At 65.0% G+C, this 14,190-nt stretch carries 13 protein-coding genes; 1 reads left to right on the top strand and 12 read right to left on the bottom strand.

Going from position 1 to position 14,190, the window contains the following annotated elements; all coding sequences use genetic code 11:
- Positions 1-295: hypothetical protein (locus AC1DT6_RS37210; protein WP_477111984.1), on the top strand; the 295-nt coding region annotated here is incomplete at its 5' end.
- A 21-nt stretch (positions 296-316) separates the two neighbouring features.
- On the opposite strand, the gene accD is transcribed toward AC1DT6_RS37210, so the two are convergent.
- The 12 genes from accD to leuC form a co-directional block, all read right to left on the bottom strand.
- A complete protein-coding gene (gene accD, locus AC1DT6_RS37215) occupies positions 317-1,189 on the bottom strand; it encodes an acetyl-CoA carboxylase, carboxyltransferase subunit beta (RefSeq protein ID WP_477115423.1) in 873 nt (290 codons plus the stop codon).
- A 182-nt stretch (positions 1,190-1,371) separates the two neighbouring features.
- Positions 1,372-2,169, bottom strand: a complete 798-nt coding sequence (gene trpA, locus AC1DT6_RS37220; protein ID WP_477102348.1) for a tryptophan synthase subunit alpha — start codon at positions 2,167-2,169, stop codon at positions 1,372-1,374.
- A 2-nt stretch (positions 2,170-2,171) separates the two neighbouring features.
- Positions 2,172-3,080, bottom strand: coding sequence for a DNA-methyltransferase (locus AC1DT6_RS37225; protein ID WP_441637294.1), 909 nt, complete (start codon positions 3,078-3,080; stop codon positions 2,172-2,174).
- The gene (gene trpB, locus AC1DT6_RS37230; RefSeq protein ID WP_441637292.1) at positions 3,080-4,273 is read right to left on the bottom strand and encodes a tryptophan synthase subunit beta; all 1,194 of its coding nucleotides are present in this window, start codon (positions 4,271-4,273) and stop codon (positions 3,080-3,082) included. The genes AC1DT6_RS37225 and trpB overlap by 1 nt, the downstream gene beginning before the upstream one ends.
- A gap of 118 nt (positions 4,274-4,391) precedes the next feature.
- Positions 4,392-5,096: a phosphoribosylanthranilate isomerase gene (locus tag AC1DT6_RS37235; RefSeq protein ID WP_276286721.1), complete on the bottom strand. Its 705-nt coding sequence runs from the start codon at positions 5,094-5,096 to the stop codon at positions 4,392-4,394.
- Complete coding sequence (gene truA / locus AC1DT6_RS37240; RefSeq protein ID WP_441637290.1) at positions 5,080-5,904, bottom strand: tRNA pseudouridine(38-40) synthase TruA; 825 nt, start codon at positions 5,902-5,904, stop codon at positions 5,080-5,082. The genes AC1DT6_RS37235 and truA overlap by 17 nt, the downstream gene beginning before the upstream one ends.
- 194 nt (positions 5,905-6,098) lie before the next feature.
- Positions 6,099-8,984: a motility hub landmark protein FimV gene (locus tag AC1DT6_RS37245; RefSeq protein WP_477111985.1), complete on the bottom strand. Its 2,886-nt coding sequence runs from the start codon at positions 8,982-8,984 to the stop codon at positions 6,099-6,101.
- A gap of 315 nt (positions 8,985-9,299) precedes the next feature.
- Positions 9,300-10,436 carry an aspartate-semialdehyde dehydrogenase gene (asd, locus tag AC1DT6_RS37250; protein WP_035866073.1) on the bottom strand — a complete coding sequence of 379 codons (1,137 nt, stop codon included), beginning with the start codon at positions 10,434-10,436 and terminating at the stop codon, positions 9,300-9,302.
- Between the two features lie 327 nt (positions 10,437-10,763).
- A complete protein-coding gene (gene leuB / locus AC1DT6_RS37255; RefSeq protein ID WP_441635708.1) occupies positions 10,764-11,831 on the bottom strand; it encodes a 3-isopropylmalate dehydrogenase in 1,068 nt (355 codons plus the stop codon).
- Positions 11,832-11,870: 39 nt separating this feature from the next.
- The gene (gene leuD, locus AC1DT6_RS37260; RefSeq protein WP_035866068.1) at positions 11,871-12,521 is read right to left on the bottom strand and encodes a 3-isopropylmalate dehydratase small subunit; all 651 of its coding nucleotides are present in this window, start codon (positions 12,519-12,521) and stop codon (positions 11,871-11,873) included.
- Positions 12,522-12,531: 10 nt separating this feature from the next.
- Positions 12,532-12,663, bottom strand: a complete 132-nt coding sequence (locus tag AC1DT6_RS37265; RefSeq protein WP_441635711.1) for an entericidin A/B family lipoprotein — start codon at positions 12,661-12,663, stop codon at positions 12,532-12,534.
- 16 nt (positions 12,664-12,679) lie between these two features.
- Positions 12,680-14,089, bottom strand: coding sequence for a 3-isopropylmalate dehydratase large subunit (gene leuC / locus AC1DT6_RS37270; RefSeq protein WP_441635713.1), 1,410 nt, complete (start codon positions 14,087-14,089; stop codon positions 12,680-12,682).
- Between the last annotated feature and the right edge of the window lie 101 nt (positions 14,090-14,190).

The following is a 14,190-nucleotide window of genomic DNA, read 5'->3' on the forward strand; positions in this document are numbered from 1 at the left end:
GGCAAAAAGAGCGGAAAAGAGGGGGCCATGTTTGAGTATCGCCTTAAGGCGATGCGAGTTTGGCCCCCGGCCGCTCTTTTTGCCTGCCGACGAGGAGTCTTTCGCCCCATCCGGCGCGCTTCTTTGCCTACTTTCTTGGCAAGACAAGAAAGTAGGTCGCCTCCCCGAAGGGGAGGTGAAACTGCTTTTGACTTTGAAGTTGAAGTTGAAGTTGAAGTTGAAGTTGAAGTTGCAGCTAAACCTATCAACCACCACCCCAAAAAGCGAAAAAGCGCGAACAACCGTCCGCGCCTAATCACCATCACCAACCCAACCCTTACGCCACCGCATCCGCCGGCTGCTTCTGCAGCAAAGCCAGCAACTGCGCCAATTCATCCCGCATCTTGCGGCGATCGACAATCATATCGATAGCGCCCTTCTGCAACAGGAACTCAGCCCGCTGGAAGCCTTCAGGCAGCTTCTCGCGCACCGTCTGTTCAATCACGCGCGGACCAGCAAAGCCGATCAAAGCCTTGGGTTCGGCGATCACAACGTCGCCCAGGAACGCAAAGCTGGCCGACACGCCGCCCATGGTGGGATCGGTCAGCACGCTGATAAACGGCAGCTTGGCATTCGACAGCTGGTTCAGCATCGACGTAGTCTTGGCCATCTGCAGCAGCGACAGCAGGCTTTCCTGCATACGCGCACCGCCCGTGGCGGTAATGCAGATAAACGGCACCTTCTGCTCCAGCGCCGCCTGGGCGCCACGCACAAAGCGCTCGCCCACCACCGAACCCATGGAGCCGCCCATGAATTCGAACTCGAAGCAGCTCACCACCACCGGAATGGTATGGATAGCGCCGCCGATCACGACCATGGCATCGGTCTCGCCRGTGTCGTCCATGGCGGCCTTGATGCGGTCGGGATACTTCTTGGTGTCCTTGAACTTGAGCGCGTCGACCGGCAGTATCTCCTGGCCGATCTCATAGCGGCCCTCGGCGTCCAGCAGCCCGTCGAGGCGGGCGCGGGCGCGGATGCGCATATGGTGGTCGCACTTGGGGCAGACGTGGAGGTTGGCCTCGACGTCGGTACGGTACAACRCCGACTCGCACGACGGGCACTTGACCCACAGCCCTTCCGGAATGCCCTTGCGGGTGGAGGGGTCGGTCTGTTGAATCTTGGGGGGGAGGAGTTTATCCAACCAGCTCATGAAAGGCTCCTTTCGGCACATGCGCGGAACATGTCAGGCCGCGAATTTACCATGCCTGCGATCCGCAGTCCCCGTTCAGCCGGGGCGATGCGCCTGTTGCGGCACAACTGCCGCCAAAATCGTGCGTTTTTGTTGCATTGCCCGCCCGCGCGCAAGCACGGGCGGTGCCGCGTAAATCACGTTCAGGCGTCGAGCGCCTGGCGGATTTCCGCGATGAACGATTGCAGCGATTGTACCGCCTGGTCACGCGGCGCATCTTCGAGCAACTGCACCAGGCGGCTGCCGATCACCACGGCATCGGCCACGCTGCCGATCGTGCGCGCGGTCTGCGCGTCGCGGATGCCGAAGCCCACGCCCACCGGCAGGTTGGCATGGCGCTTGATCAGCGGAATGCGCGCGGCCACGCTATCGAGGTCGATGGTGGCCGAACCGGTCACGCCCTTGAGCGACACATAGTACAGGTAGCCGCTCGCCAGCTTGGCCACAGCTTCGATGCGATCGTCCGTGGAGGTGGGCGCCAGCAGGAAAATCGGGTCCATCCCGTGGGTGCGCATCTGCGCCGCGAAGGACTCGCACTCCTCGGGCGGGTAATCGACCACCAGCACGCCGTCGACGCCGGCCGCCGCCGCGGCCTTGGCGAAGACCGCCTCGCCCATGCGCTCGATCGGGTTGGCGTAACCCATCAGCACCACCGGCGTGGTGGCATTGGTCTGGCGGAACTCCGTCACCCAGGCCAGCACCTTGGTCAGCGTCACGCCCTGCGCGAGCGCGCGCTCGGAGGCACGCTGGATCACCGGGCCGTCGGCCATCGGGTCGGAAAACGGCACGCCGAGCTCGATGACGTCGGCGCCGCCCGCCACCAGCGCGTGCATCAGCGCAACGGTCAGGCCGGGCTCGGGATCGCCCGCGGTGATGAACGGAATCAGGCCCTTCTTGTTCTGCGCGGCTAGCGCCGCGAAAGTCGAATTGATTCGGGACATGGTCATTGAGCAATGGTGGGCAACGGCGTGGACAAGGCAGCCAGCAAGGGCTCGTCGTTCGCTGCTGCGATGTTCAGGGTAGCCGGCGCGGCCTGTGGCGAACTGATGCAAGCCGCGACGCGTTCGCGCGCCACGCGCACATAGTCGGGATTCATCTCGTAGCCGACGAATCGCCGTCCGTGCAGCGCGCAGGCCACCGCGGTCGTGCCGCTGCCGGTGAATGGGTCAAGCACCAGCCCGCCCGGCGGGCAACTGGCCAGCACCATGCGCTGCACGATATGCAGCGGCTTCTGGGTGGGATGGTCCGCACGTTCCGGATCTTGCCGGTGGATCCGCGGCACGCTCCACAGATCCTTCGGGTTGTAGCCCACCTCGAGCCATTTCTTGCCCTCGAAACGCGGTCGGCTGCGTGCCTTCTTGGTCTCGGCATCGTACGGCACGCGCACGGAGTCGAGATCGAAGTAATAGTCACGAGCCACGGCGAAGAACCCGATGTTGTCGTGCACCGAGGAGTACTTGCGCGTGGTGCCGCCCATGCTCGGTACGCGCCGGTCCCAGATGATCTCGTTGATCATGGTCAGCCGCTGCTTGAGCATCACGAACAGTTCCGGCGAGTATTGCCAGGTGCAGAACAGGTACAAGGAGCCGCGCGGCGCCAGCTTGGGCACCACCGCATCGATCCAGCGCGCCGACCATTCCAGGTAGGCTTGCCCGGACAGGCGGTCAGAGTCGTTGCCGTAATCCTTGCCCAGGCCATAGGGCGGATCGGCCACGATCAGGTCGATGGAGCCGTCGGCAATGCGCTTGATGCCTTCCAGCACGTCTTCCTGGTAAAGCGTCAGTTGCGGCGCCGCGAGGGGTGCGGACGGGGCGCCGCCTTCAGCGGCGCCCGGCGGGAGAAAGTCGCGCATCAGAGCTTCAGCCCCGAACGTTCGGCCACGGTATGCATGTCCTTGTCGCCCCGGCCCGACAGATTCACCAGCAGCAGCTTGTCCTTGGGCAGCGTCGGCGCCAGCTTGCAGGCGTAGGCAATGGCGTGGCTGGATTCCAGTGCCGGGATGATGCCTTCGATGCGGCAACAGTCGTGGAAGGCCTTGAGCGCTTCCTCATCGGTGATCGGCACATACTCGGCGCGGCCGATGTCCTTGAGCCATGCGTGCTCGGGACCGACGCCCGGATAGTCCAGCCCGGCGGAAATCGAATGCGTCTCGATGATCTGGCCGTCGGCATCCTGCAGCAGGTAGGTGCGGTTGCCGTGCAGCACGCCCGGCGAGCCGCCGATCAGCGCGGCGGCATGGCGGCCGGTTTCGAGCCCGTCGCCGGCGGCTTCCACGCCGATCAGGCGCACGTCCTTGTGCTCGATATACGGGTAGAAGATGCCCATGGCATTGGAACCGCCGCCCACGCAGGCGATCACGGCGTCGGGCTGGCGGCCCGTCAGTTCGGGCATCTGGACCTTGGATTCTTCGCCGATCACGCACTGGAAATCGCGCACCATCATCGGGTAGGGGTGCGGGCCGGCCACGGTGCCGATGATGTAGAAGGTGTTCTCGACGTTGGTGACCCAGTCGCGCATCGCTTCATTGAGCGCGTCCTTGAGGGTCTTGGAGCCGCTTTCCACCGGCACCACGGTAGCGCCCAGCAGCTTCATGCGGTAGACGTTGGCAGCCTGGCGCTTGACGTCTTCCGAGCCCATGTAGACCACGCATTCCATGCCAAAGCGCGCGGCGATGGTCGCGGTGGCCACGCCGTGCTGGCCAGCGCCGGTCTCGGCAATCACCCGCGGCTTGCCCATGCGTTTGGCCAGCAGTGCCTGGCCAATCACGTTATTGATCTTGTGGGCGCCGGTGTGGTTGAGGTCTTCGCGCTTGAGATAGATCTGCGCGCCGCCGAGCATCTCGCTCCAGCGTTGCGCGTGATAGATCGGCGAGGGCCGGCCGACGAAATGCTTCAGTTCGCGGCGGTATTCCGCGTCGAACTCGGGATCTTTCTGGAAGTGGGCATAGGCTTCGCGCAGTTCGTCCAGCGCGTGCACCAGCGTTTCGGAAACGAAGGAACCACCATAGGGGCCGAAATGGCCACGGGAATCGGGCAGGTCGTACATGAGTCAGCTCTTCTGAACAGGGCCCTTGCCGGTCTGGCAGGGGCTCGATGACGTTAGGGTCGTGCGCGGGGCAGGCACGGAGCAGGCGGGAGGCTGGCTGCCCGATGGGCAAGCTGCCCTACCCGGCATCCGCGCTGCGCACGGCGCGCACGAAGGCGGCAATCCTGGCGTGGTCTTTCACGCCTTTGGCGGCCTCCACGCCACTGCTTACATCGACAGCGTAGGGCCGCACGCGCTCAATCGCGCCAGCGACGTTTTGCGCGTTCAACCCACCACTCAAAACGATCCGAGGAGCGGCGCTTGCGGTCGGGTTGTGGGTGGGTGGAAGCCATGCCGGGGGTATCAGGGTCCAGTCGAAGACGTGCCCGCCACCGCCGTAGCCTTCGACGAAGGCATCAAGCAGCAAGGCAGCGGCATCACGATACAGATCCGCGAATTCTACCAAATCAAGGCCGGGCTGGACGCGTGCCGCGCGCAGAAACGGCAGCCGGCAGCGCTGGGCCGCCTGCGTGCAAGCCTCCGGGCTCTCGTCGCCATGGAATTGCAGTAGCGTAAGCGGCACACGCTCGACCACATGGGCGATCTCGTCGGCATCCGCGTTGACGAACAGCCCCACAACCGAGACGAAGGCGCCGGCGGCTTCGGCCAGCGCGGCGGCGCGCGCCACCTCGACAAAGCGGGGGCTGCCCGGATAGAAAACCAGGCCGATCGCGTCGGCGCCGGCATCCACTGCCGCGCGAACGTCATCCTCGCGCGTGAGCCCGCAGATCTTGACGCGGGTGCGGCGCGGCGCGGCGCGGCCCGGCTCAGGCGACTGGGTCATTGGCAAACACTCCATGGAACAGGCTGGCCGCCGTGTCCGCGACCGGAATCCCGTATTGCTCAGGATACTTCACCCCGGCGAGGTAGAGGCCGTCGGGCATGAAGGTGGGTGCTGCCTTGGCGCGACTGCGCCCGGCCAGCACTTCGGCCATCCAGCCCGGCGGGTAGCGGCCCCGCCCTACCGCGACCAGGCACCCCATCAGGTTGCGCACCATGTGATGCAGGAAGGCGCTGGCGCGAAAACGCACGAACAACCAATCGCCATCGGCCTTGAGCGTGATGTCGTACATGGTCTTGACTGGCGACTTGGCCTGGCACTCTGCGGCGCGGAAGGCGGAAAAATCGTGCTCGCCCAGCAGGCAGGCAGTAGCGGCGCGCATGGCGTCGACGTCCAGGCCCTGGCCCGGCGGCAGCATCTGGTAGCCAGCCCTGCCGTGCACCAGCGGCACGCGGTGCGGGCCGGTATAGAGCGCGTAGTAGTACATGCGCTCGAAGGCCAGGAAACGCGCATGGAAGCCCTCGTCGACCGGCCTGGCCCATTGCAGCGCGATGCTGGGCGGCAGGAAGGCGTTGACGCCCCGCACCCAGGAGAACGGCTCGCGCGACAAGTCGGTGTCGATATGGATCACCTGTCCGAGCGCATGCACGCCGGTATCGGTGCGGCCTGCCACCGTGGTCTGCACACGGCGGCCGGCGAAGCGCTCAATTGCGTCTTCTAGCCGGTCCTGCACCGTATTGCGGTGCGGTTGCGACTGCCAGCCGGAGAAAGCGGCACCGTCGTAATGGAGGCCGAGGGCGATGCGGTTCATGAGGCGGAAATTGACAAGCGGAAATTGACGGGCAAAGCGCGAACGAATGAACGAAAACGGAGCACAACCGGCGAAAGCCAGCGATTGCCGGCCCGCAAAAAGCAAATGCGCCGGGAGCYAGGCTCCCGGCGCATCCGTGGCGAGCTGCCGGGCGCATTGCCTGCGCACAGCCCGCCATCATACAGCCTGGCCTGTCAGGCCACGTCACGCAGCAGGCTGCGGGCCTCCGTCAACAGGGGATCCTGCGACTGATCCACCACTTCCTGCAGCAGTTCCCGCGCGCCTTCCTTGTCGCCGATTTCGATATAGGCCCTAGCCAGATCGAACTTGATCTGCATGTCGCGGCCACCATCGACGACGTCCGCCGACAAGGTGCTCGGGGAGATCCCGCGCGACGTGTCCAGCCCGCTCTCCGCGCTCACGCGCGACAGGTCGATCGGCTCGGACAGCTTGCCGTCGCGCAGCATCGTAGGCGCCGGCAGCGACGATGCGCCATAGAAAGTACGGGTCTCGTGGCTATCGCCCACCGAGTCGTCCCGGCTGTCCGGATTGAGGTCCAGCGAAATACCGGACATATCGAAGTCGAGCGGTCGGCTGCGCGTGGGCGTATCCAGCGCCGGGATATCCTCATGGGCGCCGTGGCCCTGGGGTGCCGGCAAATCCAGATCCAGGTCAAGGCCATCGTCCAGGCGGGTGGCAAGTGCCTCAGGCAACGCGTCGGCATCGCCGAACACGAGCGAGGCCGACTCCGGCGCGGTAATCGGCGCGCCGGCCGCGGGCGCGGGAAAGCCGTCGAGCGGCAACGCCAGATCAGCCAGGTCCGCCAGCGCGGTCTCGCGGGGTGCCGCCGCCGGATCCTGCGAGGGATCGTGGGTGCGCCACTGATCGCCCGGCAAGGTAGTGGTATCGCCGGAAGCCGTGTCCGGCGCCACGCTCAGGTACAAAGCGTTGCCCGGCTCGAGGCGCCGTCCCATTTCCGCTGCCTGTACCCACTCCGCCCCTTGTCCGCCCGTCTGGGCGAACATTTCTTCTGCAATCACGCGAAAACCTTCCACATCCTGACGATTATTGTAAATCTCCATGAGCTTCAGGCGGATCGCCTGGCGCTCAGGGTTTTGCTGCAGCGCTTCGCGCAGGATCTCCTCGGCCTGCACATCACGCCCGTAGGCGATATAGACATCGGCCTCGGCAATCGGGTCGACCTCGTTGGCTTCCGCGGCATTGTTGCCAATGCGGAAATCAGCGCCGAACACACTGTGCTGCGAAGTATCGACGCTCTGTCCACCTGCGGTGCCGAACAGTGAATTGCCGCCCGCCATGACGGTGCTTTCCTGCGACAGGACGCTGTCCCCGAAGGCAGCGTTCTCGCTGGACTTCTGTTGCTGCCGCCGACGATAGATGGCATAGCCGCCCAGCAAGGCGATCAGCAGGCCACCACCGGGCAGCAGCATGGGGTTGGCCAGCAGATCCTCGATGAAGGACGGCTGTGCCACCGGCTGGGGCTGCGTCACGACCGGCGGGCGCTTGGCAGTCGGCGTGGAGGCGGCGGCAGGATTGGCGGCGGCAACGGCGGTGTCCGCCGCACTTGCATTCGCGCCGCTGGCGCCAGCATTAGCGGAGGCCGCCGAAGCCGGCGCTGCCGCGGTTGCGGTGGTTGCAGCCGCAGTCGCCGCCGTGGCAGCGCTGGCACCCGCGCCAGCCTCCGCCGTGACCGGTGCGGCGGTGGCGCCGGCGTCGGCCTTGGCCGTACCGGCGGGCACCACGGCAGGCGCAGCCGACGGCGCCGCGGCAGGCGCAGCCGACGGCGCCGCGGCGCCATCCTTGCCCGCGCTCTTCTGCGTCTGGGCCAGCTTGGCAATCTCGGCGTTCTTCAGCTCGACCAGCCGCTGCATGTCACTAACGTTCTTCTCAAGCTGCGCGAGACGCGCCTCGGCTTCCTTGAGTTGCCGTTCCTTGGCGATACTGCTTTCCGCAGCGGCGGCGGCGGCCTGGCTACCCCGGTCGGGCTTGCTGAGCTTGAGTTCGTCGCGCGGGCCCGCGGCCGGCGCAGCCTGTTCCTGCACGCGTGCGGTGACATTGCCCGACTGTTCGCGGCCACTGCCGGCTTCGACCGTGCGCGCGGCGGCGGCCGTCGCCAGGCGGCTACGGTAAGCGTCAAAGCCGTGCGTGCGTGCCACCACCTCGCGCCGCGCCGCCCGCGGCGTGACCGATTGCGCTTCCTGCTGGCTGGGCACCTTGAGCACGGCGCCCGCCTTGAGGCGGTTCATATTGCCGCCAATGAACGCGTTCGGATTGTTGCGATACAGCGCGACCAGCATCTGGTCGAGCGAGACCGCATCCTGCCCCTGGGAGGCTTCGTTGGCAATGGCAGTGAGGTTATCCCCGCGCTGGACGGTGTACATGCCGGCAGCCGCGGCCGTACCTTCAGCCACCGGCGCTGCGGCACGGTGCGGCCGTGGCGCCGGTGCCTTGGCTTGCGGCCGTGGCGCCTGGCTAGCCGCCACCGGGGCCGGTGCCGCGGCGGGCACAGGCGCAGCGCTTGGCGCGGGAGCCGATGCCGCCGGGCCGGCAGCGCCGGCCTCATCCGGGGTTCCCGCCTGCACCACCGTGGTGGGCGAGAAAGTCTGGTTGGATGGCTTGGCGCCGGCCGGATCCAGCAGGAAGGTGTAGGCGCGCGACACCTTGCCGCTAGCCCATGTCATGTCGACCAGGATGTCGACGAAAGGCTCGCTGAGTGGCTGGGTTGACCGGACCCTCGCCACATAGCTGCCGTTGGGACGGCGCTCGACCTGCAGCCGCAGGCTGTTGACCGCCGGCAGATAGGTCAGGCCGGCCTTGGCATACGCATCGGGCGACGCCAGCTTGACGGTCAGCCCGTCCGCTTCTTCCGCACTGACACCACTAATATCGATTTCCGCCTGCAGCGGCTGACCCAGATTCGACTGTACCCGTAGTTGCCCGAACCCCGCGGCGTAAGCGGCCGGCTGCGCGAGCAGCAAACCCAGTGCCGTGAAGGCCAGCGTTGACCAGCGCTGGCGGGCTATAGGCGCATCTTTCCGGCGATGTTGGCTCACACTCACCTTGTGCTCCGTTGTGTTCTAGTAATGAAATTAACTTAACATCAATGGTTTAGCGCAGCAAGTTAGCGTCCCGACTGAGCCCCGCGCCAACTCGTACGGACGTGCGGACGACCGCCCCGCAGCCCGGCATATGCCGGCTGTATTGTGACGCACCGCCGGGAAAAATAGTCAGCCGGGAATGACAACGCCGCGCACAGGCGCGGCGTTGTCATCAAAGCCGGGGGTTTCTGTTGCCTTGCTGCAACGAAACCCCCGAACACCCGGCCCAGGACCATAAGACATGCCTTGAGGCTGCCTGAAGGGCCACTCCCGGACTCAGGCTTCGATCAGGATGCGCAGCATACGGCGCAGCGGTTCGGCGGCGCCCCACAGCAACTGGTCGCCGACGGTGAAGGCCGACAGGTATTCACCACCCATCTGCATCTTACGCAAACGCCCCACCGGAATGGTCAGGGTACCGGTCACGGCTGCCGGCGTGAGGTCGGTCATGCTGGCCTCACGGGTATTTGGCACAACCTTGGCCCACTGGTTGTTTTCGGCCAGCATGCCTTCGATCTCATCGAGCGGCACATCGCGGCGCAGCTTGATGGTCAGCGCCTGCGAATGGCAGCGCATCGCGCCAATGCGCACGCACAGGCCGTCCACGGCGATCGGCGAAGCGCCGGTCGCGCCCAGGAAGCCTTCGCCGCGGCCCAGGATCTTGTTGGTCTCGGCGCCGGCCTTCCACTCTTCCTTCGACACGCCGTTGCCCAGATCCTTGTCGATCCAGGGAATCAGGTTGCCGGCGAGAGGCACGCCGAACTGCTTGGTTTCGTCGGCCGACAGGCCGTGCTGGGTTGCCAGGATGGTACGGTCAATTTCCAGGATGGCCGATGCCGGGTTATCCAGCAGCGACTTGACCGACGCATTGAGCGTGCCGAACTGCGTCAGCAGCTCGCGCATGTGCTGCGCACCGCCGCCCGAAGCGGCCTGGTAGGTCATGGAGGTCATCCAGTCGATCAGATCGTGCTGGAACAGGCCGCCCAGGCCCATCATCATGCAGCTGACCGTGCAGTTGCCGCCGATGAARTTCTTGACGCCCTTGGTCAGCGCGTCCTTGATGACACCGAGGTTGACCGGATCGAGCACGATGATGGCATCGTCCTTCATGCGCAGCGAGGACGCCGCATCGATCCAGTAGCCCTTCCACCCGGCCGCGCGCAGCTTCGGGAAAATCTCGTTGGTGTAATCGCCGCCCTGGGCCGTGAGGACCACGTCGCACTTCTTCAGCGCTTCGATGTCGTTCGCGTCCTGGAGCTTGGTTTCATTCTTGGCCATGGCCGGGGCCTGGCCGCCAGCGTTGGACGTGCTGAAGAATACGGGCTCGATATGGTCGAAATCGCGCTCTTCCTGCATGCGTTGCATCAGGACGCTGCCGACCATTCCTCGCCAGCCGACGAGACCTACAATCATGACTAACCTCGGATGTGATTTGAACTTCCCCGCGCTTTCTTCGCCCGACGTGACTGCGCGGGGAAGACGAGCAGGCACGACGAACGATCTAGCCGATCGTTTTGGTAATAATGGTTTTAATCGTCGTTGCGGTAAGCGGGTGGCCGTGCGAACCCAGGCCAACCGGGCTGCGGGTAGCAACCGGGGCGGCGATGGCAGTCGAGGGGGACTGGAAGATTCGGACCATCCGCAAAGTCTACACGATTTTGCGGCGCTGCCACACGGGGGAAATCGGGGACAAATAAAAGAAAAGGCGCCGCATGCGGCGCCTTTTCAACTTGATACGGCTTACAGCGCGGCCAGGACGGCCTCGCCCATCTCGCGCGTACCGACCTGCTTGCAGCCCGGCGTCAGGATGTCGCCGGTGCGATAGCCCTGGGCCAGTACCTTCTTGACGGCGTTCTCGATGCGGTCGGCCTGTTCGGCGCGGTTCAGCGAGAAGCGCAGCATCATCGCCGCCGACAGGATGGTGGCCAGCGGATTGGCCACGCCCTTGCCGGCGATGTCGGGCGCGGAACCGTGCGAAGGCTCGTACAGGCCCTTGTTATTGGCGTCCAGCGAAGCCGACGGCAGCATCCCGATCGAACCCGTCAGCATGGCGGCCTCGTCCGACAGGATGTCGCCGAACATATTGCCGGTGACGATGACGTCGAAGCTCTTGGGTGCCTTGACCAGTTGCATGGCCGCGTTGTCCACGTACATGTGCGACAGCTCGACTTCCGGATATTCCTTGTGCACGTCGATCACGACGTCCTTCCAGAACTGGAAAGTCTCGAGCACATTGGCCTTGTCGACGCTGCACAGCTTCTTGCCGCGCTTGGCGGCGGCCTGGAAGGCGACATGCGCGATGCGGCGGATTTCCGGCTCGCTGTAGCGCATCGTGTCAAAGCCTTCGCGCGCGCCCTTGAAGGGACCGTCCGGCGCTTCGCGCATGCCGCGCGGCTGGCCGAAATAGATGTCGCCGTTCAGTTCGCGCACGATCAGGATATCCAGGCCGGCTACCAGTTCGGGCTTCAGGCTGGAGGCGCCGGTCAGCTCCGGATAGCAGATCGCCGGACGGAAGTTGGCGAACAGTTGCAGGTGCTTGCGCAGACCCAGGATGGCCTGCTCGGGACGCAGCGGGCGATCCAGCTTGTCGTACTTCCAGTCGCCCACGGCGCCGAACAGGATAGCGTCGGCGTCCTTGGCCAGCTTGAGCGTGGCGTCGGGCAGCGGATGGCCGCTGGCCTCGTAGCCCGCGCCGCCCACCGGCGCGGTTTCCAGCTCGAACTTCTCGTCGAGCGCGTTCAGGACCTTGACGGCCTCCGCGATGATTTCGGGACCGATGCCGTCACCCGGCAGGACTGCGATTTTCATGCTCTGTCTTCCTTTTATGTCTCGGCGTTCCAGCCAGTCTCAACCAACCACGCGATTGTTCAGCCACGGCATCTTCGCCACGCGTTCCGCCTCGTATGCCTTGATCTTGTCGGCATGGCGCAGGCTCAGGCCGATATCGTCGAAACCATTGAGCATGCAGTACTTGCGGAACGGTGCGATATCGAACGCGTAGCTGTCGCCGCCCGGCGTGATCACCAGTTGCTTGTCGAGATCGATCGTCAGCTTGTAGCCGTTGAACGCGTTGGTCTCGTTGAAGATATGGTCGACTTGCAACTCGGTCAGAACGACCGGCAGCAGGCCGTTCTTGTAGCAGTTGTTAAAGAAGATGTCGGCAAAGCTCGGCGCAATCACGGCGCGGAAGCCGTATTGCGTCAGCGCCCACGGCGCGTGCTCGCGCGAGCTGCCGCAACCGAAATTACGGCGTGCCAGCAGGATCGAGCCACCCTGGTAGCGCGGCTGGTTGAGCACGAAGTCCGGGTTCAGCGGCCGCTTGCTGTTGTCCTGGCCGGGCTGGCCCACGTCCTTGTAGCGCCACTCGTCGAACAGGTTGGGGCCGAAGCCGGTACGCTTGATCGACTTGAGGAATTGCTTGGGGATGATGGCGTCGGTGTCGACGTTCTCGCGGTCCAGGGGCACCGTGAGCCCGCTGTGTACAGTGAACTTGTCCATGGTCGGTTCCTTACTTCTTTGCCGCGTTTTCGAGCGAGCGGCCTGCGGCCTGTGTGTCCTTGCCAAGGCCGGCCATCGTATGGCAGCCGGCCAGTTGCAGCATGCACACGCATGCGAGCAACACGATCAGGGCTTGTTTCATGATGAGCCTGCGCGATTTAGCCGAGCTGGCGGATATCGACAAAGTGGCCTTCGATGGCAGCAGCGGCAGCCATCGCCGGGCTCACCAGGTGAGTCCGGCCACCCGCGCCCTGCCGCCCTTCGAAATTGCGGTTCGAGGTCGATGCGCAGCGCTCGCCCGCTTCCAGGCGGTCGGCATTCATGGCCAGGCACATCGAGCAGCCCGGCTCGCGCCACTCGAAGCCTGCGGCCTTGAAGACCTTGTCCAGCCCTTCGCGCTCGGCCTGCTCCTTGACCAGGCCAGAACCCGGCACCACCATCGCCAGCTTCACGTTGTTCGCCACGCGGCGGCCCAGCTTCTGCACGACCCAGGCGGCGGCGCGCATGTCTTCGATGCGGGAGTTGGTGCAGGAACCGATGAAGACCTTGTCGATCTTGATGCTGTCCACCGGCACGTTAGGCTGCAGGCCCATGTACTCCAGCGCGCGCTCCATGGCGTTGCGCTTGTTTGGGTCTTTTTCCTTCTCGGGATCCGGCACGCGGTCCTCGATGCTGATCACCATCTCGGGCGAGGTGCCCCAGGTCACTTGCGGGCGGACCTCTTCCGCGCGCAACTCGACCACCTGGTCGAAATGCGCGCCGGCGTCCGAATGCAGCGTGCGCCAGTAGTTCACGGCCTGCTCCCACTCCACGCCCTGCGGCGAGAACGGGCGGCCCTTGACGTATTCGAGCGTGACATCGTCGACGGCAACCAGGCCAGCGCGCGCACCCGCCTCGATGGCCATGTTGCACACCGTCATGCGCCCTTCCATGGTCAGGTCGCGGATGGCCGAACCGGCAAACTCAATGGTGTACCCGGTGCCACCGGCGGTGCCGATCTTGCCGATCACGGCCAGCACGATGTCCTTGGCGGTACAGCCGCGCGGCAGCTTGCCTTCCACGCGCACCAGCATGTTCTTGGCCTTCTTGCCCAGCAGCGTCTGTGTGGCCAGCACGTGCTCCACCTCGGAGGTGCCGATGCCGTGCGCCAGCGCGCCGAACGCGCCGTGCGTGCTGGTATGCGAATCGCCGCACACCACCGTCATGCCCGGCAGCGTGGCGCCCTGCTCCGGCCCGATCACGTGCACGATGCCCTGGCGCAGGTCGTTCATCTTGAACTGGGTGATGCCATACGCGTCGCAGTTGTTGTCCAGCGTGTCCACCTGCAGCTTCGACACCGGATCCGAAATACCCTGGCTGCGATCGGTGGTCGGCACGTTGTGGTCCGACACCGCCAGGTTGGCGCTGATGCGCCATACCGGGCGCTGCGCCAGCTTCAGGCCTTCAAACGCCTGCGGGCTGGTGACTTCGTGCAACAGATGCCGGTCGATGTACAGCATCGTGGTGCCGTCATCCTCGACGTGCACGGTGTGGTCATCCCAAAGTTTGTCGTAAAGCGTCTTGGCCATGATGCAGGGGGGCGGGCCGGGACCGTTCGGAACTGCACGGTTGGCGGCGTCGCGCGGTAGTTTGCGGGGATTTTTCGCAGGAATGCGGGCAATGAACTGCG

This window comes from Cupriavidus sp. 01L45, from assembly GCF_056399885.1.